The 22,697-nt window shown below is 39.3% G+C and carries 26 protein-coding genes; 23 read left to right on the top strand and 3 right to left on the bottom strand.

Annotated features, from left to right (window positions below; genetic code table 11):
- Nucleotides 1-64: 64 nt before the first annotated feature.
- The 17 genes from xseA (at nt 65) to lacD (ending at nt 14,937) form a co-directional block, all read left to right on the top strand.
- A complete protein-coding gene (gene xseA / locus N8L90_RS07425; protein WP_261024863.1) occupies nt 65-1,405 on the top strand; it encodes an exodeoxyribonuclease VII large subunit in 1,341 nt (446 codons plus the stop codon).
- Nucleotides 1,383-1,595 carry an exodeoxyribonuclease VII small subunit gene (locus N8L90_RS07420; protein WP_000043226.1) on the top strand — a complete coding sequence of 71 codons (213 nt, stop codon included), beginning with the start codon at nt 1,383-1,385 and terminating at the stop codon, nt 1,593-1,595. Before xseA ends, N8L90_RS07420 begins: the two co-directional genes overlap by 23 nt.
- Entirely contained in the window at nt 1,592-2,467 is an 876-nt protein-coding gene (locus N8L90_RS07415) for a polyprenyl synthetase family protein (RefSeq protein WP_261024862.1), read from the top strand. The genes N8L90_RS07420 and N8L90_RS07415 overlap by 4 nt, the downstream gene beginning before the upstream one ends.
- Nucleotides 2,460-3,275, top strand: a complete 816-nt coding sequence (locus N8L90_RS07410) for a TlyA family RNA methyltransferase (RefSeq protein ID WP_261024861.1) — start codon at nt 2,460-2,462, stop codon at nt 3,273-3,275. The genes N8L90_RS07415 and N8L90_RS07410 overlap by 8 nt, the downstream gene beginning before the upstream one ends.
- Nucleotides 3,268-3,699, top strand: a complete 432-nt coding sequence (locus tag N8L90_RS07405) for an arginine repressor (RefSeq protein ID WP_261024860.1) — start codon at nt 3,268-3,270, stop codon at nt 3,697-3,699. The genes N8L90_RS07410 and N8L90_RS07405 overlap by 8 nt, the downstream gene beginning before the upstream one ends.
- Nucleotides 3,700-3,705: 6 nt before the next feature.
- Nucleotides 3,706-5,373, top strand: coding sequence for a DNA repair protein RecN (gene recN, locus N8L90_RS07400; protein WP_261024859.1), 1,668 nt, complete (start codon nt 3,706-3,708; stop codon nt 5,371-5,373).
- A 1-nt stretch (nt 5,374) separates the two neighbouring features.
- Complete coding sequence (locus N8L90_RS07395; protein ID WP_261024857.1) at nt 5,375-6,103, top strand: metallophosphoesterase family protein; 729 nt, start codon at nt 5,375-5,377, stop codon at nt 6,101-6,103.
- A gap of 78 nt (nt 6,104-6,181) precedes the next feature.
- A complete protein-coding gene (lepA, locus tag N8L90_RS07390; RefSeq protein ID WP_261024856.1) occupies nt 6,182-8,005 on the top strand; it encodes a translation elongation factor 4 in 1,824 nt (607 codons plus the stop codon).
- A 261-nt stretch (nt 8,006-8,266) separates the two neighbouring features.
- Nucleotides 8,267-8,743: a PTS sugar transporter subunit IIA gene (locus N8L90_RS07385; protein WP_000521972.1), complete on the top strand. Its 477-nt coding sequence runs from the start codon at nt 8,267-8,269 to the stop codon at nt 8,741-8,743.
- A 38-nt stretch (nt 8,744-8,781) separates the two neighbouring features.
- The gene (locus tag N8L90_RS07380; RefSeq protein ID WP_000590547.1) at nt 8,782-9,087 is read left to right on the top strand and encodes a PTS sugar transporter subunit IIB; all 306 of its coding nucleotides are present in this window, start codon (nt 8,782-8,784) and stop codon (nt 9,085-9,087) included.
- Nucleotides 9,088-9,134: 47 nt separating this feature from the next.
- Nucleotides 9,135-10,610: a PTS galactitol transporter subunit IIC gene (locus N8L90_RS07375; RefSeq protein ID WP_261024854.1), complete on the top strand. Its 1,476-nt coding sequence runs from the start codon at nt 9,135-9,137 to the stop codon at nt 10,608-10,610.
- A gap of 25 nt (nt 10,611-10,635) precedes the next feature.
- Complete coding sequence (locus tag N8L90_RS07370) at nt 10,636-10,782, top strand: chlorohydrolase (RefSeq protein WP_082242418.1); 147 nt, start codon at nt 10,636-10,638, stop codon at nt 10,780-10,782.
- A 78-nt stretch (nt 10,783-10,860) separates the two neighbouring features.
- Nucleotides 10,861-11,757, top strand: coding sequence for an aldose 1-epimerase family protein (locus N8L90_RS07365; RefSeq protein WP_261024851.1), 897 nt, complete (start codon nt 10,861-10,863; stop codon nt 11,755-11,757).
- Between the two features lie 286 nt (nt 11,758-12,043).
- A complete protein-coding gene (lacA, locus tag N8L90_RS07360) occupies nt 12,044-12,469 on the top strand; it encodes a galactose-6-phosphate isomerase subunit LacA (protein ID WP_000029281.1) in 426 nt (141 codons plus the stop codon).
- A gap of 30 nt (nt 12,470-12,499) precedes the next feature.
- Nucleotides 12,500-13,015: a galactose-6-phosphate isomerase subunit LacB gene (gene lacB / locus N8L90_RS07355; protein ID WP_001216910.1), complete on the top strand. Its 516-nt coding sequence runs from the start codon at nt 12,500-12,502 to the stop codon at nt 13,013-13,015.
- Nucleotides 13,016-13,025: 10 nt separating this feature from the next.
- A complete protein-coding gene (locus N8L90_RS07350) occupies nt 13,026-13,955 on the top strand; it encodes a tagatose-6-phosphate kinase (RefSeq protein WP_172922417.1) in 930 nt (309 codons plus the stop codon).
- 1 nt (nt 13,956) lies between these two features.
- The gene (lacD, locus tag N8L90_RS07345; protein ID WP_001229116.1) at nt 13,957-14,937 is read left to right on the top strand and encodes a tagatose-bisphosphate aldolase; all 981 of its coding nucleotides are present in this window, start codon (nt 13,957-13,959) and stop codon (nt 14,935-14,937) included.
- A 279-nt stretch (nt 14,938-15,216) separates the two neighbouring features.
- On the opposite strand, the gene lacB (N8L90_RS07340) is transcribed toward lacD, so the two are convergent.
- The 3 genes from lacB (N8L90_RS07340) to N8L90_RS07330 form a co-directional block, all read right to left on the bottom strand.
- Nucleotides 15,217-15,735, bottom strand: a complete 519-nt coding sequence (gene lacB / locus N8L90_RS07340) for a galactose-6-phosphate isomerase subunit LacB (protein WP_000684751.1) — start codon at nt 15,733-15,735, stop codon at nt 15,217-15,219.
- An 11-nt stretch (nt 15,736-15,746) separates the two neighbouring features.
- Nucleotides 15,747-16,175: a galactose-6-phosphate isomerase subunit LacA gene (gene lacA / locus N8L90_RS07335; RefSeq protein WP_261024848.1), complete on the bottom strand. Its 429-nt coding sequence runs from the start codon at nt 16,173-16,175 to the stop codon at nt 15,747-15,749.
- Between the two features lie 152 nt (nt 16,176-16,327).
- On the bottom strand, nt 16,328-16,804 hold the full coding sequence (locus N8L90_RS07330; protein WP_001239965.1) for an RrF2 family transcriptional regulator: 477 nt from the start codon (nt 16,802-16,804) through the stop codon (nt 16,328-16,330).
- A gap of 195 nt (nt 16,805-16,999) precedes the next feature.
- On the opposite strand from N8L90_RS07330, the gene N8L90_RS07325 reads away from it, so the two are divergent.
- The 6 genes from N8L90_RS07325 (at nt 17,000) to N8L90_RS07300 (ending at nt 22,508) form a co-directional block, all read left to right on the top strand.
- A complete protein-coding gene (locus N8L90_RS07325) occupies nt 17,000-17,914 on the top strand; it encodes a DMT family transporter (RefSeq protein ID WP_000820329.1) in 915 nt (304 codons plus the stop codon).
- Between the two features lie 3 nt (nt 17,915-17,917).
- The gene (locus N8L90_RS07320) at nt 17,918-18,622 is read left to right on the top strand and encodes a methyltransferase domain-containing protein (RefSeq protein WP_000451779.1); all 705 of its coding nucleotides are present in this window, start codon (nt 17,918-17,920) and stop codon (nt 18,620-18,622) included.
- Complete coding sequence (locus tag N8L90_RS07315; RefSeq protein ID WP_261024846.1) at nt 18,600-19,322, top strand: class I SAM-dependent methyltransferase; 723 nt, start codon at nt 18,600-18,602, stop codon at nt 19,320-19,322. Before N8L90_RS07320 ends, N8L90_RS07315 begins: the two co-directional genes overlap by 23 nt.
- A gap of 305 nt (nt 19,323-19,627) precedes the next feature.
- Nucleotides 19,628-20,464 (top strand): transcription antiterminator, encoded by an 837-nt coding sequence (locus tag N8L90_RS07310; protein ID WP_261024845.1) that lies wholly within the window; start codon nt 19,628-19,630, stop codon nt 20,462-20,464.
- A gap of 35 nt (nt 20,465-20,499) precedes the next feature.
- Nucleotides 20,500-20,817 carry a PTS lactose/cellobiose transporter subunit IIA gene (locus tag N8L90_RS07305; RefSeq protein WP_261024844.1) on the top strand — a complete coding sequence of 106 codons (318 nt, stop codon included), beginning with the start codon at nt 20,500-20,502 and terminating at the stop codon, nt 20,815-20,817.
- Nucleotides 20,817-22,508, top strand: a complete 1,692-nt coding sequence (locus tag N8L90_RS07300; RefSeq protein ID WP_261024843.1) for a lactose-specific PTS transporter subunit EIIC — start codon at nt 20,817-20,819, stop codon at nt 22,506-22,508. The genes N8L90_RS07305 and N8L90_RS07300 overlap by 1 nt, the downstream gene beginning before the upstream one ends.
- Nucleotides 22,509-22,697 lie beyond the last annotated feature (189 nt).

The following is a 22,697-nucleotide window of genomic DNA, read 5'->3' as shown; positions in this document are numbered from 1 at the left end:
TTTTAGGCATATTTTTGGTATAATAATACCCATGGAAAAGCAAGAAAATGAATAGTAGGTGGAGATGGAAAAGTATTTATCTGTAACAACTTTGACCAAGTATCTGAAAATGAAATTCGATAAAGACCCATACTTGGAACGGGTCTATTTAACTGGTCAAGTTTCCAACTTTCGTAAACGACCTACTCACCAATATTTCTCCCTAAAAGACGACCATGCAGTCATTCAAGCGACTATTTGGTCTGGGATTTATCAGAAATTAGGTTTCGACCTGGAAGAAGGGATGAAGATCAATGTGATTGGGCGTGTACAGGTCTATGAACCGAGTGGTAGCTACTCCATCATCATTGAAAAGGCTGAGCCTGATGGGGTTGGGGCGCTTGCGATTCAGTTTGAACAACTCAAGAAAAAATTGACAGAAGAAGGCCTGTTTCAAGAACGCTTCAAGCAAGCTCTGCCCCAATTTTCTAAGAGAATTGGTGTAGTAACCAGTCGCAGTGGAGCCGTGATTCGAGATATTATCACGACCGTCAGCAGGCGATTCCCAGGTGTCGATATCCTGCTTTATCCAACTAAGGTGCAAGGTGAAGGGGCAGCAGAAGAAATTGCTCGGAATATTGCTCGTGCTAATCAACGGGACGATTTGGACTTGCTGATTATTGGTCGTGGTGGGGGTTCTATCGAGGATCTCTGGGCTTTTAACGAGGAAATTGTGGTACGAGCTATTTTTGAATCTCGTTTACCAGTTATCTCTAGTGTGGGGCATGAGACGGATGTGACCTTGGCAGATTTTGTGGCAGATCGCCGCGCTGCCACACCAACAGCAGCTGCTGAACTGGCAACACCTGTGACCAAGTTGGATCTATTAGCTCATTTGCAAAATCAGGAAAAACGGATGGCAACAGCAGTCCGAAATGTCCTATCTAAGAAACAAGAAGCTTTGAAAAAATGCAGTCAGTCTGTTATCTTTAGACAGCCAGAGCGTTTGTATGATGGCTATATGCAACGCTTGGATCAACTGCAACTGCGTTTAAAACAAAGTTTACGTACACGGATTTCTGATAACAAACAGATAGTCCAAGCAAGGTCGCATCGACTGGTACAGTTATCGCCTATTACCAAAATTCAACGCTATCAGGACAGACTAGCTCAGTTGGACAAGCTCCTCCGTAGCCAAATGGCGCTGGTTTATGATGCCAAGGTTGCTGAAGTGAAGCGACTTTCGGAAGCCTTGCTGATGTTAGATACTAGCCGAATTGTGGCGCGTGGTTATGCAATTGTCAAAAAAGAAGAGTCCGTAGTTGATTCGGTTGAAAATTTGAAGAAAAAAGACCAAGTGACGATTTTGATGCGAGATGGTCGAGTAGAATTAGAGGTTAAAGATGTCAAAACAAAAGAAATTTGAGGAAAATCTAGCAGAACTGGAAACCATTGTCCAAAGTTTGGAAAATGGTGAAATTGCTCTGGAAGATGCGATTGCTGCCTTTCAAAAGGGCATGGTCTTGTCAAAAGAGCTCCAAGCGACGTTGGACAAGGCTGAAAAGACCTTGGTCAAGGTCATGCAAGAAGACGGAACAGAAAGTGATTTTGAATGAAGAAGCAAGAAAAATTAGCTCTTGTCGAGTTAGCCTTGGAAGATTTTTATGGAGACCAGCAGTTTGCCTCTAGTTTGAGGGAGTCTGTTCTCTATTCCATTCATGCTGGTGGCAAGCGTATCCGTCCTTTTCTCTTGTTAGAAGTTCTGGAAGCCTTGCAGGTTGCAATCAAACCTGCTCACGCGCAGGTAGCTGCTGCCTTGGAGATGATTCATACAGGGAGCTTAATTCACGATGACCTTCCTGCCATGGATGATGATGATTACCGTCGGGGACGATTGACTAATCATAAGAAATTCGGTGAAGCTATGGCCATTTTGGCTGGAGATGCTTTATTTCTGGACCCCTATGCCTTGATAGCGCAGGCAGATTTGCCAAGTCAGATCAAGGTAGACTTGATTGCCAACTTATCCCTTGCTTCAGGTAGTCTGGGTATGGTAGCAGGCCAGGTTTTGGACATGGAAGGTGAACATCAGCATTTGTCTTTGGAAGAACTTCAGACCATTCATGCTAATAAGACTGGAAAACTATTAGCTTATCCCTTCCAAGCAGCTGCTATTATAGCCGAATTGGCTCCTGAAATGCAGGCAAAACTGAAAACTGTTGGTGAATTGATTGGACTTGCTTTTCAAGTTAGAGATGATGTGCTAGATGTGACAGCTAGTTTTGAAGAAATTGGCAAGACACCTCAAAAGGACCTACAGGCTGAAAAGTCAACCTACCCAGCCTTATTGGGCTTGGAAGAGGCTATTGCCTTTTGTAACCAGACTTTGGATCAAGCTAATGCCAAATTAGAAGAAATTGCCCAGCAGATTCCCTTTGAAACAGAATCGATTGTAAAAGTAGTAGAAAGTTTGAGAATCAATGGCTAAGGAAAGAGTGGATGTACTAGCTTATAAACAGGGCTTGTTTGAAACGCGAGAGCAGGCCAAGCGCGGTGTCATGGCTGGCCTAGTCGTAGCAGTCCTGAATGGAGAACGGTTTGACAAGCCAGGAGAGAAAATTCCAGATGACACCGAGCTGAAACTCAAGGGTGAAAAACTCAAATATGTTAGTCGTGGTGGCTTAAAACTGGAAAAGGCTTTGCAGGTCTTTGATTTGTCAGTGGATGGCGCGACCACAATTGATATCGGTGCTTCTACTGGAGGTTTTACCGATGTCATGTTGCAGAATGGTGCTGAACTTGTCTTTGCAGTTGATGTTGGTACCAATCAGTTGGCTTGGAAACTACGCCAGGACCCACGAGTTGTCAGTATGGAGCAGTTCAATTTCCGCTATGCAGAAAAGACCGATTTTGAAAAGGAACCGAGCTTTGCCAGTATTGATGTGAGTTTCATTTCCCTCAGTCTGATTTTGCCGGCCTTACACCGAGTGTTAGCCGATCAAGGTCAGGTCGTGGCTTTGGTTAAGCCTCAGTTTGAGGCAGGTCGAGAGCAGATTGGGAAAAATGGAATCATTCGTGATGCCAAGGTCCATCAACATGTCCTTGAATCTGTCACAGCTATGGCAGTAGAGGAAGGCTTTTCAGTCCTTGGATTGGACTTTTCTCCCATCCAAGGTGGGCATGGAAATATTGAATTTTTAGCGTATTTGAAAAAAGAAGAGTCAGCAGGCAATCAGGTTCTTGCTGAAATTGAAGAAGTAGTAGAGAGGGCGCATAGTCAATTTAAAAATGAATAAAAAAGAGAGACTTGAAAAAATTAGACGATTTGTGACAGATTATCAAATCGGCACGCAAGAAGAAATTGTAGAATATTTGAAAGAAGCAGGAATCACTGCTACTCAGGCAACGGTATCACGGGATATCAAAGAGCTAGGCATTGTCAAAATTCCTTTGAGAGATAACACCTATGTCTATGAATTACCAAAATCAATCGTGAAAAGTTTGCAACTGGCTGAAGACAATATTGAGTCAGCTGAATTGATGGATAAGATGATTAATCTCCAAGTTATTCCAGGAAATACAGCCTTTGTAAAAGCTCAGTTAATCGAGACATTTGCGGACAAAATTTTTAGCTGTTTGGCTGATGATAGCTCGATTTTAGTTATTGCCAGAAGTGAAAATCTAGCTGAGGAAATCTTTGAACAAGTAAAAAATTGGTAGGTCTATATGTTACTTGAAATTTCGATAAAAAACTTTGCCATTATTGAGGCTATTTCCCTCAATTTTGAAAAGGGAATGACTGTCCTGACTGGTGAAACGGGTGCAGGGAAGTCGATTATCATTGATGCCATGAATATGATGTTGGGAGCTCGTGCTACGACAGATGTTATTCGTCATGGTGCGCCAAAGGCAGAGATAGAGGGGCTTTTCTCAGTTGAGAATAGTCGTCTTTTACAGGAAATTTTTGATGAGCAAGGTTTGGAAATGGGTGATGAGATTATCATTCGTCGAGAAATCTTGCAAAATGGTCGGAGTATTAGTCGTGTCAATGGCCAGATGGTCAATCTATCTGTTTTGCGTGCTATTGGACAACATCTAGTAGATATTCATGGTCAGCATGACCAAGAGGAGTTAATGCGTCCTCAACTGCATATCCAGATGTTGGATGAATTCGGTGACGTAGCTTTTTGGGAATTGAAAGAAACCTATCAAACGAGTTTTGATGCCTACCGTAAAATGCGTAAGCAGGTTCTGGAAGTCAAGAAAAACCAACAGGAACACAAGGCTCGTATTGAAATGTTGGAATTTCAAATGGCAGAGATTGAGGCAGCAAACTTGCAAGCTGGAGAAGACCTGGCTCTCAATCAAGAGCGTGATAAACTTCTCAATCATAAAAATATTGCTGATACGCTGACCAATGCCTACAGTATGTTGGACAATGAAGACTTTTCAAGTCTGGCCAATGTTCGTTCGGCCATGAATGACATGGAAAGTGTTGAAGAGTACGATCCTGAATACCGTGAAATTTCAAGCTCTCTGTCTGAGACCTACTATGTCTTAGAAGATATTAGCAAACATTTGGAAGCTATTATAGAGGACCTTGATTTTGACGGCAATCGCCTCATGCAGGTTGAGAATCGTTTGGACCTCCTTCATACTATTACCCGTAAGTATGGTGGGACTGTAGACGATGTCTTGCTTTATTTTGCCAAGATTACGGAAGAATATAATCTCTTGACAGGTAATAACCTTTCATCTGAAGACATGGAAACCGAGCTCAAGAAATTGGAAGTCAATCTTGTTGATTTGGCAGGCCAGCTTGCATCTGCTCGTCATGACTTAGCTCAGCAGCTAGAAGCAGAGATTAAACAAGAACTGCAAGACCTTTATATGGAAAAAGCCCAGTTTCAGGTTCGTTTTAGCAAGGGCAAATTCAGTCGTGAGGGAAATGAAATGGTTGAGTTTTATATTTCAACCAACCCTGGTGAAGACTTTAAACCCTTGGTCAAGGTTGCATCTGGTGGGGAATTATCTCGTCTCATGCTAGCCATTAAGTCTGCCTTTTCTCGTAAAGAGGGCAAGACAAGTATTGTCTTTGATGAGGTGGATACGGGAGTTTCAGGACGTGTAGCTCAGGCTATTGCACAGAAGATTCACAAGATTGGTCAGCATGGTCAGGTTCTGGCTATTTCCCATTTGCCACAAGTGATTGCGATTGCGGATTATCAATTCTTTATTGAGAAGATTAGCAATGACCATTCAACAGTTTCGACTGTTCGTCTCTTGACAGTTGAAGAGCGAGTGGAAGAAGTTGCTAAGATGTTGGCAGGTGATGATGTGACAGAAGCAGCCCTGACGCAAGCCAGAGAATTGTTGAGAAACAGGGAGAAATAAGATGACAGACTATTATGTAATTGGAGATGTTCACGGAAAAGCTGGGATGCTGGAAGACCTTCTCAAAACATGGGATGGTCAGACCCAGTTGCTCTTTCTAGGGGATTTGATTGACCGTGGTGAAGATAGTCGCCGTGTCCTTGAAATGGTTAAGGACTTAGTGGATAATCAAGGGGCAATATGTTTGTCAGGAAATCACGAGTATATGTTTTTGACTTGGCTAGATGACCCAGAAGAAAGTTATGACCATTATCGTCGCAATGGTGGAGATACAACCATTAACTCTATCCTAGGTCGTCCTTTGGATGCACCGGTTGATGGAGTAGAAGATGCCAAGCGTGTTGCTACTGAAGCAGCAGACTTGGTCGAATTTATTCGTCAAATGCCATTTGTAGTAGAGACAGACAAGTATATCTTTGTACATGCTGGTATTGATTTGACCTTGGATGACTGGCGTGAAACCACAGATTATAAAAAAGTCTGGCTTAGAAAACCATTCCACGAAGCAGAAAATCATACTGGAAAAATCATTGTCTTTGGCCATACACCGGTCTATGGTTTGTTAAAGCAAGAGCGTGGTACTGCTGAGCTTTGGTCTACAGAAGATGGCAAGATTGGAATGGATGGAGGAGCTGTTTATGGTGGTGTCCTTCATGGGATTGTCTTTACAGACCAAGGAATGACAGAACATCACTTTATCGAAAATGACGGCTTTGTCGCTGAAGATTAGTACTCCTAGCAGGGTATGGTCTTGTCAAAATGTCAAAAACAATTTATAATAAATAGATACCCTGAAAGGAAGAGAATCATGAACTTAGAAGAATTGAAAAAACGACAGGAGAAGATTCGTAACTTCTCTATTATCGCCCATATTGACCACGGAAAGTCGACTCTAGCAGACCGCATTTTGGAAAAGACAGAGACAGTTTCCAGTCGTGAAATGCAAGCTCAACTTTTGGACAGCATGGATCTAGAGCGAGAACGTGGGATTACTATTAAGTTGAATGCCATTGAGCTCAATTATACTGCAAAAGATGGCGAAACTTATATTTTCCACTTGATTGACACGCCGGGGCACGTAGACTTCACCTATGAAGTTTCACGTTCGCTAGCTGCCTGTGAGGGAGCGATTTTGGTGGTCGATGCTGCCCAAGGGATTGAGGCCCAAACCCTTGCCAACGTTTATCTAGCCTTGGACAATGATTTGGAAATCATGCCAGTCATTAACAAAATTGACCTACCAGCTGCAGATCCAGAGCGCGTGCGTACAGAGATTGAAGATGTCATTGGTTTGGATGCCAGCGAAGCAGTCTTGGCTTCTGCCAAGGCTGGTATTGGTATAGAAGAAATTCTAGAGCAAATTGTAGAAAAAGTTCCAGCACCAACGGGTGATGTGACGGCGCCACTTAAGGCCTTAATTTTCGACTCGGTTTATGATGCTTACCGTGGGGTTATTCTCCAAGTGCGTGTCATGGATGGGGTGGTTAAACCTGGCGATAAGATTCAGCTTATGAGCAATGGCAAGACTTTTGATGTGACTGAGGTTGGAATTTTTACTCCTAAGGCAGTTGGTCGTGATTTCCTTGCGACTGGTGACGTTGGTTATATTGCGGCTTCTATTAAGACAGTTCAGGATACGCGTGTGGGTGATACCGTTACCTTGGCAACCAATCCTGCGGCTGAGCCCTTACATGGTTACAAGCAGATGAATCCTATGGTCTTTGCGGGTCTCTATCCAATTGAGTCAAACAAGTATAATGACCTACGTGAAGCACTTGAAAAATTGCAGCTCAACGATGCCAGTCTTCAGTTTGAACCAGAAACATCTCAGGCACTTGGATTTGGTTTCCGTTGTGGTTTCCTTGGACTACTCCATATGGATGTTATCCAAGAGCGTTTGGAACGTGAGTTCAACATTGACCTCATCATGACAGCTCCGTCTGTTATTTACAAAGTTAATTTGACCGACGGTGAGTCTATGGATGTGTCTAACCCATCTGAGTTCCCAGATCCTACCAAGATTGTGACCATTGAAGAGCCTTATGTTAAGGCGCAAATCATGGTACCACAGGAGTTCGTAGGAGCAGTAATGGAGCTAGCTCAGCGCAAGCGAGGGGACTTTGTGACTATGGACTATATCGATGATAACCGTGTCAATGTTATCTATCAAATTCCTCTTGCTGAAATCGTCTTCGACTTCTTTGATAAACTCAAGTCTTCAACACGTGGTTATGCAAGCTTTGACTATGAATTGTCAGAGTACCGCCCATCTAAGCTTGTGAAAATGGATATCCTTCTCAACGGAGACAAGGTGGATGCCCTCAGCTTCATCGTTCACAAGGACTTTGCCTACGAACGTGGGAAACTCATCGTTGATAAGCTCAAGAAAATCATCCCTCGTCAACAATTCGAGGTACCAATCCAAGCAGCAATTGGACACAAAATCGTGGCTCGTACTGATATCAAGGCCCTTCGTAAGAACGTACTTGCTAAATGTTATGGTGGTGACGTTTCTCGTAAACGCAAACTCCTTGAAAAACAAAAGGCTGGTAAGAAGCGTATGAAAGCTATCGGATCAGTAGAAGTTCCCCAAGAAGCCTTCCTCAGCGTCTTAAGTATGGATGAAGAGTAAGTTGTTTAATTGCATTTCCTTCTTCATAGGAAATTTATATAAGAATCAATAGTAAAGCAGACTTAAATGGTCTGCTTTTTTTATTTCTAGAACAGAAAAAGTGTTTGAATTGTTTGTTTATATGTTTGTTTTTTAACAGCAAACTACAAAAACAACAAAAATATAAAAAAAAGAGACAAAAAACAACAGAAAATCATTGACAACGATTTCATATAGTGTTATACTTATAGCATAAAGTTAATGGAAAGAAGGGAAAACCTTATGGGATTAGATCATTTCTTTGACAAAAACCTTGTGTTTTGCTTAGAAGCGGATAATCAAGAACATCTCTTTGATCAGGTTGCAACTTTATTGGAAGAACGAGAAATCGTAACTCCAACCTATCGTGAAGCCTTGATCACGCGTGAAAAATCATTTCCAACTGGCTTAGATATGGAATTTTTGGGTAAGGATTTGCCGAATGTGGCTATTCCTCATACAGATATTGTTCATAATCTAGCTGAAAAAGTTGTGGTTGTTCGATTGGATAAACCGGTGACCTTCCACAACATGATTGCACCAGATAAGGAAGTAGAAGTATCCTTGCTCTTCTTTATCATTAATAACTCAAGTTCAAGTCAAACAAACATTCTTGCTCAGTTGATGGACTTCTTTACTGGAAATGGTCATCTTGAAGACCTATCAAAAATTTCTGAACCAGAAGCCCTCTATGCTTATATCGCTGAAGCAATCGCTTAATCTTGTCTATTAAAAATATTAAATCGGAGGAAATCCATATGATTAAAATTCTTGCTGCCTGCGGTGCAGGTGTTAACTCAAGCCATCAAATTAAAAGCGCTCTTGAAGAAGAACTTTCAAACCGCGGTTTTGATGTTCACTGTGATGCAGTTATGGTAAAAGATGTTAACGAAGACCTTATCAAAGGTTATGACATCTTCACACCAATTGCTGCGACAGACCTTGGATTTGACCCAGGTATTCCAGTTATCGAAGCTGGACCAATCTTATTCCGTATCCCAGCAATGAGCGCTCCAGTATTTGACAATATTGAAGCAGCTATCAAAGAACACGGCTTAAGCTAATTTTAATTTGTTAACATTCATATAACATAAAAAAGGGAGGAACTGTTATGGATGCAATCTTTGACCTAATCAAAAAGGTCTTTACACCCGTCTTAGATATGGGTGGTCCTGTCATCATGTTGATCATTTTGACAATATTGGCTCTACTTTTTGGAGTGAAATTCTCCAAAGCGCTTGAAGGTGGTATCAAACTTGCCATCGCTCTTACAGGTATCGGTGCCATCATCGGTATGCTAAATGGTGCTTTCTCAGCATCACTTGCAAAATTCGTTGAAAATACTGGTATCCAATTGAGTATCACTGACGTTGGTTGGGCACCACTTGCAACAATCACTTGGGGATCTGCTTGGACACTATACTTCTTGCTCATCATGTTGATTGTCAACATAGTGATGCTAGCTATGAAGAAAACTGATACACTTGACGTTGATATCTTTGATATCTGGCACTTGTCTATCACAGGTCTTTTGATTAAATGGTATGCTGACAACAATGGTGTGAGCCAAGGGGTTTCACTCTTGATTGCTACAGCAGCTATCGTCCTTGTCGGTGTGTTGAAAATTATCAACTCTGACTTAATGAAACCTACATTTGATGACCTTCTTAACGCACCAAGTTCATCACCAATGACATCAACTCACATGAACTACATGATGAACCCAGTTATCATGGTTTTGGATAAGATTTTTGAAAAATTCTTCCCAGGTCTTGATAAATATGACTTTGATGCTGCTAAATTGAACAAAAAAATCGGTTTCTGGGGATCTAAATTCTTTATCGGTTTCATTCTTGGTATTGTTATCGGTATTATGGGAACTCCACATCCAATTGCAGGTGTTGAAGATGCAGATAAATGGCGTCTGGTTATTAAAGGATGGTTGTCTCTTGGTTTGACTGCCGGTGTATCTTTGGAACTCTTCTCACTTATCGGTTCTTGGTTCATCGCAGCAGTAGAACCACTTTCACAAGGTATTACAAACGTTGCTACTAAACGTCTTCAAGGACGTAAATTCAACATCGGTCTTGACTGGCCATTCATCGCTGGTCGTGCTGAAATCTGGGCTTGTGCTAACGTACTTGCACCAATCATGTTGATTGAAGCAGTGCTTCTTTCAAAAGTCGGAAATGGTATTTTGCCACTTGCAGGTATCATCGCTATGGGTGTTACTCCAGCTCTCTTGGTTGTAACTCGTGGTAAATTGCTCCGTATGATTATATTCGGAACACTCTTGTTGCCACTCTTCCTTCTTTCAGGTACACTTATCGCACCATTTGCAACAGAACTTGCTAAAGGTGTAGGTGCCTTCCCAGCAGGTGTGAGCGAAACTCAATTGATCACTCACTCAACTCTTGAAGGACCAATCGAAAAACTTCTTGGTTGGACAATTGGTAACACTACAACTGGTGATATCAAAGCAATCCTTGGTGCTGTAGTCTTCCTTGTATTCTATATCGGTATCTTTGCATGGTACAGAAAACAAATGATCAAACGTAACGAAGAGTACGCAGCAAAAGCAAAATAATGCGCTCCTATAAAATGTAAGCTCAATGAAAATCAAAGAGCAAACTAGAAAGCGAGTCGCAGGTTGCTCAAAATATAGTTTTGAGGTTGTAGATAAGACTGACGAAGTCAGTGACCATATCTACGGCAAGGCGACGCTGACGAAGTTTGAATTGGATTTTCGCAGAGTGTAAATTGTTGAAACTAGGTTGTCATACCATTAGGAGTGACAACCTAGTTTTTTATAAACTATAAAAAAATCGGAGAAAATAATGGTAATTGAATTAAAATCAGAACAATTAAGAGTTCAATTTAACAGTTTTGGTGGGGCTCTTTCTTCTATAAAAGATGCTGAGGGACTTGAGTATTTGTGGCAAGGGGATGCTACTTATTGGAGTGGACAAGCTCCTGTTCTCTTTCCCATTTGTGGTTCATTAAGAGAGGATACAGCCGTATATATAGATGAGAAAGGGCAGGAAAGCAAAGGAAACATTCCTCGTCATGGTTTGGTTCGTAAGAAAGAATTTGAATTAGTTGAACAGACAGATAAGAGTGTAACTTTTGCAATTGAAGACGATGAGAATAGCTATCAAAACTATCCTTATCATTTTCGCCTAGAAATCACTTATATCCTTACTGGTAAGACAGTACGAACTCAATACAAAATATTTAATAAAGAAACTAGCAAGGTCCTGCCGTACTTTATTGGTGGACATCCAGGATTTAATTGTCCTCTACTGGATGATGAGGTCTATGAAGATTACTATTTAGAGTTTGAGAAAGAAGAGACTTGCTCTGTTCCACATCCTTTCCCAGAAACGGGTATGCTTGATTTTCAAGATAGAAGTCCATGGCTAGAGGAGCAAAAAGAAATAGATCTTAGTTATGATCTTTTCAGTACAGATGCAGTTACCTTAGATGAATTGCAATCTAGAACAATTGCCCTTCGTTCCCGTAAACATGATAAGGGATTGAAAGTGCACTTCGCAGAGTTTTCAAATCTTATTATCTGGTCAACTTTGAATAAAGGTCCTTTCATTGCTTTTGAACCATGGTCTGGCTTGTCAACATCCCTTGAAGAAGGAGATCATCTAGAAGATAAGAAGAATGTTCGTCTCCTAGAACCTGGTCAAGTGGATCAAATTGGTTTTGATATCGAAATTTTTTAATTAAAAAAACACAAAAACAAACATTGATTGTTGACTTTTTTAAGAAATAGGAGTATATTATGTTTGTAAGCAACAAATGATGTTTGTAACAAACAAACAATCACTTGTTATATTCTCTGTAGTAGAGAAAGATTATTTCTAGGAAACTGATTTCCTAAACTTGAATAAGGTGTCATTCATCTCGTTCAATCCAATTTGTCAATAAACTGCTAGAAAACTTTTTGTAGGTAAACTGCTAACCATTAAAGTCTTTACTAGCCTAGAAAAATAAAAAGGAGTATACAATATGTCTATTGTTATCGGTGCAGATGCTGCAGGTTTGAGATTGAAAGAAGTTGTGAAAGACTTCTTGGAAAAAGAAAACTTCCACGTTGTGGATGTTACAGCTGAAGGTCAAGACTTTGTTGATGTAACTCTTGCTGTTGCTTCAGAAGTAAACAAAGAAGAGCAAAACCTTGGTATCGTGATTGATGCTTATGGAGCTGGTCCATTTATGGTTGCAACTAAGATCAAAGGAATGGTTGCTGCAGAAGTTTCTGATGAACGTTCAGCTTATATGACTCGTGGCCACAACAACTCACGTATGATCACTATGGGTGCACAACTTGTTGGTGATGAATTGGCTAAAAACATCGCTAAAGGATTCGTTAATGGTAAATACGATGGTGGACGTCACCAAATTAGGGTCGATATGTTGAACAAAATGTGCTAATTAGATTACAGTAAGAAAGGTAAGTTAAAAATGAGAATTGCAATTGGATGTGACCACATCGTAACAGATGAAAAAATGGCGGTTTCAGAATTTTTGAAATCAAAAGGATATGAAGTCATTGACTTTGGTACATATGACCATACACGTACTCACTACCCAATCTTTGGTAAAAAAGTAGGGGAAGCTGTAACTAGCGGTCAAGCTGATCTTGGGGTATGTATCTGTGGTACTGGTGTTGGTATCAACAACGCTGTAAATAAAGTCCCAGGTGTTCGTTCTGCCTTGGTTCGTGATATGACAACAGCTCTTTATGCTAAAGAACAATTGAACGCTAACGTTATCGGATTTGGTGGTAAGATTACTGGTGAATTGCTTATGTGTGATATCATCGAAGCTTTCATCCATGCTGAATACAAACCATCTGAAGAAAACAAAAAATTAATTGCGAAAATTGAACACCTTGAAAGTCACAATGCTCAACAAACAGACGCAAACTTCTTCACTGAATTCCTTGAAAAATGGGATCGTGGAGAATACCACGACTAAGAGGTAACCTATGATTTTAACAGTCACAATGAACCCATCCATTGATATTTCCTATCCCTTGGATGAGTTGAAGATTGATACTGTCAATCGTGTGGTGGATGTAACCAAAACGGCTGGTGGTAAGGGACTCAATGTTACCCGAGTACTTTCAGAATTTGGGGATTCTGTTCTTGCTACTGGTTTAGTGGGTGGCAAACTTGGTGAGTTTTTGGTTGAAAATATTGATAATCAAGTAAAGAAAGATTTCTTCTCAATTCAGGGAGAAACTCGTAACTGTATCGCTATTCTCCACGGAGACAACCAAACAGAAGTTCTTGAAAAAGGTCCTGAAGTATTGGAACAGGAAGGTCAAGACTTTTTGGAACATTTCAAAAAACTATTGGAGTCAGTTGAAGTAGTAGCTATCTCAGGCAGTCTTCCAGCTGGTCTTCCAGTTGATTACTATGCGAGCTTGGTAGAACTTGCTAATCAAGCTGGCAAGCCTGTTGTCTTGGACTGCTCTGGTGCAGCACTTCAGGCGGTTCTTGAATCACCACATAAACCAACAGTCATCAAACCAAATAATGAGGAATTGTCTCAGCTTCTTGGAAGAGAAGTTTCTGAGGATTTGGATGAATTAAAAGAAGTACTTCAAGAACCCTTGTTTGCAGGTATTGAATGGATTATCGTTTCACTTGGTGCCAACGGTGCCTTTGCTAAACATGGTGACACTTTCTACAAGGTAGATATTCCTAGAATTCAGGTGGTGAATCCTGTTGGATCTGGAGATTCTACTGTGGCAGGAATTTCTTCAGGACTACTTCATAAAGAATCAGATGCAGAATTACTCATCAAGGCAAATGTCCTTGGTATGCTCAATGCTCAAGAAAAAATGACTGGTCATGTCAACATGGCCAACTATCAAGCTCTATATGATCAATTAATAGTAAAAGAGGTATAAAATGGCTTTAACAGAACAAAAACGTGCACGCTTAGAAAAACTTTCTGATGAAAATGGTATCATCTCAGCTCTTGCATTTGACCAACGTGGTGCTTTGAAACGCCTCATGGCTCAACACCAAACAGAAGAACCAACTGTGGCTCAAATGGAAGAACTCAAAGTCTTGGTAGCGGATGAATTGACTAAATACGCTTCATCAATGCTTCTTGACCCTGAATATGGACTTCCAGCGACTAAAGCTCTTGATGAAAAAGCTGGTCTTCTCCTTGCTTATGAAAAAACAGGTTATGATACAACAAGTACAAAACGTTTGCCAGACTGCTTGGATGTTTGGTCTGCAAAACGTATTAAAGAAGAAGGTGCAGATGCAGTTAAATTCTTGCTTTACTATGATGTAGATAGCTCAGACGAACTTAATCAAGAAAAACAAGCCTACATCGAACGTATCGGTTCTGAGTGTGTGGCTGAAGATATCCCATTCTTCCTTGAAATCCTTGCTTACGATGAAAAAATTGCTGATGCAGGTTCTGTAGAATACGCGAAAGTAAAACCACACAAAGTTATCGGTGCTATGAAAGTCTTCTCAGACCCACGCTTTAACATTGACGTCTTGAAAGTTGAAGTTCCTGTTAACATTAAATATGTTGAAGGCTTCGCTGAAGGTGAAGTAGTTTATACACGTGAAGAAGCAGCAGCTTTCTTCAAAGCACAAGATGAAGCAACTAACTTGCCATATATCTACTTGAGTGCTGGTGTATCAGCTAAACTTTTCCAAGATACTCTTGTATTTGCTCATGAATCAGGTGCAAACTTCAATGGAGTTCTTTGTGGCCGTGCTACATGGGCTGGATCAGTTGAAGCTTACATCAAAAATGGTGAAGAAGCAGCACGTGAATGGCTTCGCACAACTGGATTTGAAAACATTGATGAGCTCAATAAAGTTCTTCAAACAACAGCGACTTCATGGAAAGAACGCGTGTAGTACTCAAATTGTGAAAATAACTTCAGTCTAGGGATAGAAATATCTCTAGACTTTTTTGATGACGTAAAAATAACCTTGAGTTAGTTATCCTCAAGGTTATACTCTTCGAAAATCTCTTCAAAGCACGTCAGCGTCGCCTTACCGTATATATATGTAACTGACTTCGTCAGTTCTATCCACAACCTCAAAGCACTGCTTTGAGCAGCCTGCGGCTAGTTTCCTAGTTTGCTCTTTGATTTTCATTGAGTATTAGATAAAATATAGAAGGCGGAATACAAGTTAATCGTGATATTCTCCACGATCCCACTTGGCATTCTCTTCATCGAAGATATGATCATTGGCAGCTACATCTGGGCTCACTTCAGATAGTTTATCAATTTTCGCAATCAATTCCTCTTTTTCAGGACTTGGTTTGTATTTGGTATTGATAAATTCATCTACAATGTTGTTAATGAAATTGATACCTAGGATAGCACCACCGAAAGCAACAATATTAGCATTGAGATTTTCACGAGCGGAACGAGCAGTCGCAACATCTCCGACAAGTACAACTCGAGTTCCAGGAACTTTATCAGCAGATACAGCAATTCCAACACCTGTACCGCACAGGGCAACTCCAAAGTCAGCCCGTCCATTGACGACTTCCTCTGCAATTAAGCGACCATAAATAGGATAGTGGGTACGGACGAAATCATAAGTACCAACATCAATGATTTCATGACCTTGTTCTTTTAGGTGTTTTGAAATCTTCATCTTCACATCTGTTACAATGTGATCACAACCGAGAGCTATTTTCATGGGAATACCTCCTAGCAGAGCTTGTTCAGCATATCAATGCGAACTTGGTGACGGCCAGCATCATAGTTGTGCTCAAGAAAGGTTTTGACTATTTCAACTGCTAAAATATCACCTGTAATTCCAGAACCAATTGTAATGATTGGAGTAGAATTGTGTCGAATAGTCATCATGGCAGAGTGTTCATCGGAAATAGCGGCGCAGATAATACCTTTAAACTTATTAGCAGGCATAAAAGAATGTCCAAACTTGTCAAAAAGAATAGCGCGAGCTTGCTTATATTTTCTAAACTCTGTAATAGCATTGACAGTAGAATCAACGAAATCCTCAGAACCTTGTGTAGAGTTGAGATCAATTACTTCATAACCAGAATGAAGCAGATAGTGTTTGACGGTTTCTTTCAGTTGGAAACCATCTTGGTCAGTAGCTAAAATAACTTTCATAAGAACCTTCTTTCTTTAGCTATCCAAAAGCATGCAATGAAAGATCATTGTTGACGATATAGAAGATATATTATGTCTTCAAATATAGTATAGTCCTTGTAAAATTATTTGTCAAGGATTCATAAAAACTAGCTGAAAAATTTTTTCTCCAGCTAGTTTTGGCATTTATTGACCCAATTTCTGATATCGGTTAAATCATAGTTAATCTCAGATTGATGGGCTACCTGGCTGAGTGTAATAGAAGTCAGGGTTGCAACTAAAGTGTTTTCAATAATATCAAGAGAGTTGGTTACAACGCATCTTTTAGCCTTTTTACTTTCCTCGTTGCCTAAGAATTTTTTTAGAAGATTTTGACTTTCAAAGATTCGATTTTTTCCTTCTATAGCTACAAATACATCGTAAAAGGTGATTTGGCTGAGGGGTTTAGAAAGAGCAACGCCTCCATTTTTCCCTCTAACGGATTTAACCAACCCTTCGTTGTCTAATAGTTTTATAATTTTTTTCAAATAAGAATCTGAAACTTCTAGCCGTTCACTCAAGGAAATTGTATTGATATACTTTCCTTCAGGTAGCTGATCTAACATGAGTAAGACATAGACTGACTGTTCCCAACCTGATGACAATCGCATGTTTGTACCTCCATATAAAAAGATAATCATTATCCACAATTACCAGTATAGCCTTTTTTTGTTTTTTTCTCAATACATAGGAGTTTAAAAAAATAATCTTGGAATTTTTTGATAAATCTCTTGACATTCATTTTTAAAAGAGTAGAATAAAAGACAAAAAATATCATCAATATCTTTTAAAAGAAGGGGAAATAAATGAAACGAGGTTCAAATTTTATTTTTTTGATTTCTATATTACTTACCACACTTTTTATGGGGTCGTCTTTTCCAACTGGGAAATATCTCATAGTAGTTGAAAAGACTCCTCCATTATTACTTGGGGGTGTTCGATTTATTATTGCTGGGTTAGTGATGTTAGTATTATCGTTTTTATTTGGCAAGGGAGGGACTATCATCCCTAAAAGTCAAGGTAGTAAGATAAAGGGGTTTATATTGGTTGTGACTATCGGGATTTTACAGACAGCTGGAACCATGGGATTTCTTAATCTTGCCCTAGCTCATGATGTATCATCATCGATGTCTTCCATTATCTTATTTACGAATCCTCTTTGGTTAGCTTTCTTAGCACATTTTTTGTTAAAAGATATATTGACTATTCAGAAGATAAGTGCATTAATATTAGGTGTGGCTGGAGTTGTTACTTGTATAGGACTAGATGTATCTGCGTTTAGTTTAGGTGCTTTGTTTGCTTTACTTGGTTCATTTTGTTGGTCGGTCAATACAGTTGTCACCAAGAAAATTCCTTTTGATAACGGTCCATGGATATTTACAGCTTGGCAATTGTTATTAGGTGGGGTATTCCTTTACATATTCTCAATACCTGTGCATGAAAGTTATAACTTTCTAAATTTAGGATTTTGGGGCTGGGTTTGGTTTATATGGTTAATTATTCCTGCGTCTGTTGGTTCGTTTGGACTGTGGTTTTATAGTCTAGGACAAAGGGGAGCAACAGTAGCTAGCAGTTTCTTGTTTTTAGTTCCAGTATTTTCAACTATCTTTTCTATTATGGGCTTACATGAGCCGTTTACATTGAATTTGGTTCTTGGTGGTTCGATGGTTGTGTTAGCATTGGTATTAGTAAACTGGAAAGTCAAGGGAGAAGAGGAGTAGTTTATGGAAGTTGGAAATGATATTGTTATTCAAAATGGAACACAATGGAGTTTTGGTAATGGTGTAGCTCAACATTTTGATGAGCATGTTAGACAATCCATTCCTTTATATGATGAAGGACATGACCTTGTTTGTCATCTAAGCGATTTTTTTATTCGTGACCATTCCTTATGTTATGAGCTAGGCTCTGCAACGGGTAATTTGATTGGTAAATTATACCAGCGTCACAAGTCTAAAAAAGAAGTTCGTTTTATCGGGATAGAAGAGATTCCAGAAATGAATCAGGTGGCACAATCAAAATTTCCTGAGCTTGAATTTATAACAAGCTCCGTGGAGGAAGCCAGGTTAGAACCCAGCGATTTAATTATTAGCTATTATTTCCTTCAGTTTATTCTCCCAGACAAGAGAATAAAGATTTTATCAAAAATACATGAATCGTTAGTTGAAGGTGGAGCGTTTATTCTATTTGAGAAAGAAATCATGACAGATCCGAAGGTAAATAAGTTGATAGTTTCCAATTATATTAAATTCAAGCAAGAACATGGATTTAGTCCAGAAGAAATTCTATCTAAGCAATTGAGCTTGGAGGGAGTTATGATTAACCACACTCATGCTGAAAATAAAGAAATGTTAAAGAGTGCTGGATTTCATCATGTAGAAACGATAATGAGATATGGAGAGTTCAATGGATACATTTGTTTTAAATGAAGATAATCACAAGAAATGGGAAGAATTACACGCCCAATCATCAAAAACAGAGACACGCTTAGTTCCTAATGATGCAGTTCAAAAGATTTTTTCTTTGAGAAATCAAATCGTTACTCAAAACGATGAGTGCAGGGTATTAGAAGTTGGTTGTGGTTTTGGAAGGAATCTTTACTATTTAATTGAAAATCATTATGCGGATACTTATTGTGGTGTAGATTTAACAAAAGAGGCCGCTGATAGTGCAAAACGATTATTGACTAAGTCATTTCCACAATTAAATTGTCATATAACACAGACAGATGTAGGTAAAGGTTTAGATTTTCCTGACAACCATTTCGATTCTATATTTGATATAATGTCTGCGATTACATTTATAGTGGATGAAAAAGATAGACAGAACTATTTTTCAGAGGTGAAAAGGATGTTGAAAACAGGAGGAATGTATTATTTTTATTGTCCACGGAAAGATGGAATTTTCCGAGATGCAATTCCTGATAATTCTTTACTAGAAAAAGGTTATATACGTAGAAAACTAGATTCAATGTTAGAAAGAGTTTATACAGAAAGTGAGTTAATTGAATTATTGGCTCCTATGCGTCTTGTAAAATTAGAAATCGGTTCAAAACATAATAGAGCTTTTGGTGATGAGTTGTTTATTAGGAATAATGGATTTTGGTTTGGAGCTTTCAAAAAAATATAGAGTTATTAGTACACTTGTTTTTGAACTGAGATGAAATTTTCTGCGCTATAAACACTTGTTTTCTAATTTTGTTTACTGTTTTATTTTTTTGATAAAATATGCTCAAATAAAGTAAAAAAAGTTTCATGTAAAGGTTTACAAAATAACTTACTTGTGCTATACTTAAATCACAAGTTAATACAAGGTGAGTGTTACTAAGTAATATTAGGCATGATCACAGGTGAATTAGAAATCGGCTGATTTTCTAGTTCATTTGTGGTCATTTTTTGTACTCATATACCTTTAAGATATAAAAGGAGGTTGACATGTATCGAATTCTAAATCCAATGAATCACAATGTCTCGCTTGTAAGAAATGATAAGGGAGAAGAAGTGATTGTGATTGGTAAGGGGATTACATTTGGAAAGAAGAAGGGGGATTTGATTGCTGAACAGCAGGTTGAGAAAATCTTTCGGATGAAGACCGAAGAGTCAAGAGAAAACTTTATGGCTCTCCTCAAAGATGTTCCGCTTGATTTTATCACAGTGACTTATGAAATCATTGATAAGCTATCAAAGAAATATCATTATCCGATTCAAGAGTATCTCTACGTAACCTTGACAGATCATATTTACTGTTCTTACCAAGCTCTAGCACAAGGAAGGTACAAGGATAGTAATCTGCCAGATATTTCTACTAAGTATCCTGTCGCTTTTCAAATCGCAAATGAAGCATTTGAAATTTACAGCCAGAAGCTAGCGGATCATTTTCCTGAGGACGAAATTATTCGGATTGCTTATCATTTCATTAATGCCGAAGGTGAAAATGAAGTGGAACTTGTGGAGTCGATTGATAAGAGGAAAGAAATTCTGAGGAATGTTGAAGAAGTTTTAACGGACTATGCAATTCAGCGAACCAAAGAGAATAACCATTTCTATGATCGCTTTATGATCCATTTGAATTATTTCTTGGATTATTTAGACAGATCTAGAGATGATAACCAATCACTTCTGGATATGGAAGACCACATCAAACAATCCTATCCAAAAGCGTTCGAGATTGGTTCCAAAATCTATGATGTGATTACGCAACATACGGGTCTAGATTTGTATAAAAGTGAACGAGTTTATCTAGTTCTACATATCCAACGTTTATTGTCATAAAAATTTAATTAAAAATACATAAGGAGAATTCTATCATGAATAGAGAAGAAGTAACATTGTTAGGTTTTGAAATCGTAGCCTATGCTGGCGATGCTCGTTCAAAACTATTGGAAGCCTTGAAGGCTGCTGAAGCTGGTGATTTTGAAAAAGCGGACGCTCTGGTAGAGGAAGCTAGTAGTTGTATCGCAGAGGCTCACCACGCGCAAACAAGTCTATTGACTAAGGAAGCTTCTGGTGAGGACTTAGCTTATAGTGTAACCATGATGCATGGCCAAGACCACTTGATGACAACTGTCTTGTTAAAAGATTTGATGCACCACTTAATCGAACTTTATAAGAGAGGAGTTAAATAATGAACAAACTAATTGCATTTATTGAGAAAGGAAAACCTTTCTTTGAGAAATTATCTCGTAATATCTATCTTCGCGCTATTCGGGATGGATTTATCGCAGGTATGCCTGTTATTCTCTTCTCAAGTATCTTTATCTTGATTGCTTTTGTACCAAACTCATGGGGCTTTAAATGGTCTGATGATGTTGTTAATCTCCTCATGAAACCTTATAGCTATTCAATGGGGATTCTAGCTCTCTTGGTAGCTGGTACAACAGCTAAATCACTGACCGACTCAGTAAACCGTAGCATGGAGAAAACCAATCAAATCAACTATATGTCAACATTGTTAGCAGCAATTGTTGGTTTGTTGATGTTGGCAGCTGATCCTATCGAAAATGGTCTAGCTACTGGATTCTTGGGGACAAAAGGTTTGCTTTCAGCCTTCCTTGCTGCCTTTGTTACCGTAGCTATCTATAAGGTCTGTGTTAAGAACAACGTTACCATTCGTATGCCTGACGAAGTTCCACCAAATATTTCACAAGTCTTTAAAGATGTGATTCCATTCACTCTATCTGTTGTTTCTCTTTATATTCTTGATTTACTAGCTCGTCATTTTGTGGGGGCAAGCGTAGCTGAATCAATCGGTAAATTCTTTGCTCCATTATTCTCTGCAGCTGATGGCTATCTTGGTATTACCATTATCTTTGGTGCCTTTGCCTTCTTCTGGTTTGTGGGTATTCACGGTCCATCTATTGTTGAGCCTGCTATCGCAGCAATTACATATGCAAATGCCGAAGTCAACTTGAACCTTCTCCAACAAGGTATGCACGCTGACAAGATTCTTACTTCTGGTACACAAATGTTTATCGTTACCATGGGTGGTACTGGTGCGACACTGGTTGTTCCATTCATGTTCATGTGGTTAACAAAATCTAAACGTAACCGTGCAATCGGACGCGCTTCAGTAGTTCCAACTTTCTTTGGTGTAAATGAACCAATCTTGTTTGGTGCACCTCTTGTTTTGAATCCAATCTTCTTCATTCCATTTATCTTTGCTCCAATCGCAAACGTTTGGATCTTCAAATTCTTTATTGAAACTCTTGGAATGAATTCATTTACTGCTAATCTACCATGGACAACCCCAGCTCCACTAGGTCTAGTTCTTGGTACTAACTTCCAAGTTCTATCATTCATTCTTGCTGCCCTTCTAATCGTGGTTGACGTTGCCATTTACTATCCATTCCTTAAGGTCTATGATGAACAAATTCTAGAAGAAGAGCGTTCAGGTAAGTCTAATGATGAATTGAAAGAAAAAGTTGCTGCAAACTTCAACACTGCAAAAGCGGATGCTATTCTTGAAAAAGCTGGTGTAGAAGCAGCACAAAACACCATCACTGAAGAAACAAATGTCCTCGTTCTCTGTGCTGGTGGAGGTACAAGTGGTCTCCTTGCAAATGCTTTGAACAAGGCAGCTGCAGAATACAATGTTCCTGTGAAAGCAGCAGCAGGTGGCTATGGTGCTCACCGTGAAATGTTACCAGAGTTTGATTTGGTTATCCTTGCCCCTCAAGTTGCTTCAAACTTTGAAGATATGAAAGCAGAAACAGATAAACTCGGTATTAAACTTGCCAAGACAGAAGGCGCTCAATACATCAAATTAACTCGTGATGGAAAAGGTGCTCTAGCATTCGTGCAAGCTCAATTCGATTAAGGCTAGGGACTGTGAAACAGTCTCCTCTCGTTACGGAAATCGCTATGGCGAATTTCCTAATCGCCTTGTTAATTCGTCGGTAAAAAGATATCGTTTTTACCTCCTCATGTCACAATTCGATTAAGGCTAGGGACTGTGAAACAGTCTCCTCTCGTTACGGAAATCGCTATGGCGAATTTCCTAATCGCC

Origin of the sequence: Streptococcus mitis (assembly GCF_946190115.1) — a bacterium.
GTDB lineage: Bacteria > Bacillota > Bacilli > Lactobacillales > Streptococcaceae > Streptococcus > Streptococcus mitis_CO.
The sequence above is the reverse complement of the archived record's forward strand: the minus strand, read 5'-3'. Positions and strand labels throughout refer to the sequence as shown.

What these genes read in the sequence shown, in the direction of transcription:
- xseA (WP_261024863.1), top strand. Translation starts at nt 65, where the DNA reads ATGGAAAAGTATTTATCTGTAACAACTTTGACCAAGTATCTGAAAATG.
- N8L90_RS07420 (WP_000043226.1), top strand. Translation starts at nt 1,383, where the DNA reads ATGTCAAAACAAAAGAAATTTGAGGAAAATCTAGCAGAACTGGAAACC.
- N8L90_RS07415 (WP_261024862.1), top strand. Translation starts at nt 1,592, where the DNA reads ATGAAGAAGCAAGAAAAATTAGCTCTTGTCGAGTTAGCCTTGGAAGAT.
- N8L90_RS07410 (WP_261024861.1), top strand. Translation starts at nt 2,460, where the DNA reads ATGGCTAAGGAAAGAGTGGATGTACTAGCTTATAAACAGGGCTTGTTT.
- N8L90_RS07405 (WP_261024860.1), top strand. Translation starts at nt 3,268, where the DNA reads ATGAATAAAAAAGAGAGACTTGAAAAAATTAGACGATTTGTGACAGAT.
- recN (WP_261024859.1), top strand. Translation starts at nt 3,706, where the DNA reads ATGTTACTTGAAATTTCGATAAAAAACTTTGCCATTATTGAGGCTATT.
- N8L90_RS07395 (WP_261024857.1), top strand. Translation starts at nt 5,375, where the DNA reads ATGACAGACTATTATGTAATTGGAGATGTTCACGGAAAAGCTGGGATG.
- lepA (WP_261024856.1), top strand. Translation starts at nt 6,182, where the DNA reads ATGAACTTAGAAGAATTGAAAAAACGACAGGAGAAGATTCGTAACTTC.
- N8L90_RS07385 (WP_000521972.1), top strand. Translation starts at nt 8,267, where the DNA reads ATGGGATTAGATCATTTCTTTGACAAAAACCTTGTGTTTTGCTTAGAA.
- N8L90_RS07380 (WP_000590547.1), top strand. Translation starts at nt 8,782, where the DNA reads ATGATTAAAATTCTTGCTGCCTGCGGTGCAGGTGTTAACTCAAGCCAT.
- N8L90_RS07375 (WP_261024854.1), top strand. Translation starts at nt 9,135, where the DNA reads ATGGATGCAATCTTTGACCTAATCAAAAAGGTCTTTACACCCGTCTTA.
- N8L90_RS07370 (WP_082242418.1), top strand. Translation starts at nt 10,636, where the DNA reads ATGAAAATCAAAGAGCAAACTAGAAAGCGAGTCGCAGGTTGCTCAAAA.
- N8L90_RS07365 (WP_261024851.1), top strand. Translation starts at nt 10,861, where the DNA reads ATGGTAATTGAATTAAAATCAGAACAATTAAGAGTTCAATTTAACAGT.
- lacA (WP_000029281.1), top strand. Translation starts at nt 12,044, where the DNA reads ATGTCTATTGTTATCGGTGCAGATGCTGCAGGTTTGAGATTGAAAGAA.
- lacB (WP_001216910.1), top strand. Translation starts at nt 12,500, where the DNA reads ATGAGAATTGCAATTGGATGTGACCACATCGTAACAGATGAAAAAATG.
- N8L90_RS07350 (WP_172922417.1), top strand. Translation starts at nt 13,026, where the DNA reads ATGATTTTAACAGTCACAATGAACCCATCCATTGATATTTCCTATCCC.
- lacD (WP_001229116.1), top strand. Translation starts at nt 13,957, where the DNA reads ATGGCTTTAACAGAACAAAAACGTGCACGCTTAGAAAAACTTTCTGAT.
- lacB (WP_000684751.1), bottom strand. Translation starts at nt 15,735, where the DNA reads ATGAAAATAGCTCTCGGTTGTGATCACATTGTAACAGATGTGAAGATG.
- lacA (WP_261024848.1), bottom strand. Translation starts at nt 16,175, where the DNA reads ATGAAAGTTATTTTAGCTACTGACCAAGATGGTTTCCAACTGAAAGAA.
- N8L90_RS07330 (WP_001239965.1), bottom strand. Translation starts at nt 16,804, where the DNA reads ATGCGATTGTCATCAGGTTGGGAACAGTCAGTCTATGTCTTACTCATG.
- N8L90_RS07325 (WP_000820329.1), top strand. Translation starts at nt 17,000, where the DNA reads ATGAAACGAGGTTCAAATTTTATTTTTTTGATTTCTATATTACTTACC.
- N8L90_RS07320 (WP_000451779.1), top strand. Translation starts at nt 17,918, where the DNA reads ATGGAAGTTGGAAATGATATTGTTATTCAAAATGGAACACAATGGAGT.
- N8L90_RS07315 (WP_261024846.1), top strand. Translation starts at nt 18,600, where the DNA reads ATGGATACATTTGTTTTAAATGAAGATAATCACAAGAAATGGGAAGAA.
- N8L90_RS07310 (WP_261024845.1), top strand. Translation starts at nt 19,628, where the DNA reads ATGTATCGAATTCTAAATCCAATGAATCACAATGTCTCGCTTGTAAGA.
- N8L90_RS07305 (WP_261024844.1), top strand. Translation starts at nt 20,500, where the DNA reads ATGAATAGAGAAGAAGTAACATTGTTAGGTTTTGAAATCGTAGCCTAT.
- N8L90_RS07300 (WP_261024843.1), top strand. Translation starts at nt 20,817, where the DNA reads ATGAACAAACTAATTGCATTTATTGAGAAAGGAAAACCTTTCTTTGAG.